The sequence below is a fragment of the Gluconobacter oxydans genome (assembly GCF_006539685.1).
GTDB classification, from domain to species: domain Bacteria; phylum Pseudomonadota; class Alphaproteobacteria; order Acetobacterales; family Acetobacteraceae; genus Gluconobacter; species Gluconobacter oxydans.
In genome coordinates, this window is the sequence record NZ_BJNM01000091.1 from 1 (window position 1) to 1305 (window position 1305).

Here is a 1305-nt window from a genome sequence, read left to right on the forward strand (position 1 = left end):
TGAATTGCCCCGGGTTTTGTGGAGACAGAAAGACCCGTGAGGTAAGAAGAATTCATGAGCAATAAATCGAAGCGTTTTCCGCCTGAGTTTCGTGACCGTGCAGCCCGCATGGTTCTGGAGGAAGAGAAGAACCATCCTTCGCGGTGGTCTGCAGTGATGATGATCGCCCCAAAGCTGGATATTCACCCTGACACGCTGTCAAAATGGACCCGTCTGCATGAACGGGCCAATGCGCCTGCGGTGAGTGACCTGCCTGATCGAGAGAAGATCAGGCAACTGGAGCGAGAGAACCGCGAATTGCGGCAGGCCAATGAAATCCTGCGTAAGGCTTCTGCGTATTTTGCCCAGGCGGAACTCGACCGCCGGTTCAGGCCATGACGCGCTTCATTGATGAGCACCGGCAGACATATGGTGTCGGGTCAATCTGCAAGATCCTGCCGATTGCACCATCTGTCTATTATGCAACCGTTGCCAGGCAGAAAAATCCTTGTGTGCGCAGCCAGAAAGACAAAGAGCTGAGCGACGAAATCCGTAGAGTATGGAACGATAATTTCCGTGTCTACGGAGTACGCAAGGTCTGGCATCAGCTCAGACGCGAAGGCAGGACTGTCGCCCGCTGCACGGTAGAGCGGCTGATGCGCCAGATGGGACTTAAAGGCGTCATTCGTGGTAAGGGGATCAGAACCACACGGCCTGATCCACAACGTCCCTGCCCACAGGATCTGGTGCAGCGCCAGTTTCATGCTCCAGCCCCCAACAGGCTCTGGGTTTCGGATTTTACTTACGTTTCCACATGGCAGGGCTTTGTTTATGTAGCCTTCATCATTGATGTGTTTTCCCGCGTGATTGTGGGCTGGCGTGTCTCATCAACTGCCCATACTGACTTCGTACTGGATGCCCTGGAGCAGGCTCTGTGCCAGAGGCAGCCCGAGGAGAAAGTGACCCATCATTCCGACAGGGGCTGTCAGTATGTGTCCATTCGCTACACGCAAAGACTGGCTGAAGCAGGCCTCGTTGCCTCTGTCGGAAGTGTTGGGGATTCCTATGATAACGCCCTGGCCGAGACCATAAATGGTCTCTACAAAACCGAACTTATCTATCGGCAGGGGCCATGGAAAAACAGGGAAGCTGTGGAATTGGCCACACTCAAATGGGTGTACTGGTTCAATAATCGCCGCATTCTGTCATCCATTGGAAACATCCCCCCGGCAGAAGCTGAGGCTCGCTTTTATGCTCAGCAGAAATCACATGCATTAGCCGCTTAGTTCAGATAAAAAACGTCTCCACAAAACCCGGGGCAATTCA

At 53.4% G+C, this 1305-nt stretch carries 1 protein-coding gene and 1 other annotated feature; the gene reads left to right on the forward strand.

What is annotated here, in order from left to right; all coding sequences use genetic code 11:
- Window positions 1–54 precede the first annotated feature (54 nt).
- A protein-coding gene (locus tag GOX01_RS12720) for an IS3 family transposase (protein WP_098049513.1) occupies window positions 55–1265 on the forward strand; the annotation gives its coding sequence in 2 pieces (ribosomal slippage) (window positions 55–340 and window positions 340–1265; 1212 coding nt in all).
- Window positions 333–449 (forward strand) — a sequence feature (AL1L pseudoknot). Its footprint overlaps the gene before it by 117 nt.
- Window positions 1266–1305: the final 40 nt, after the last annotated feature.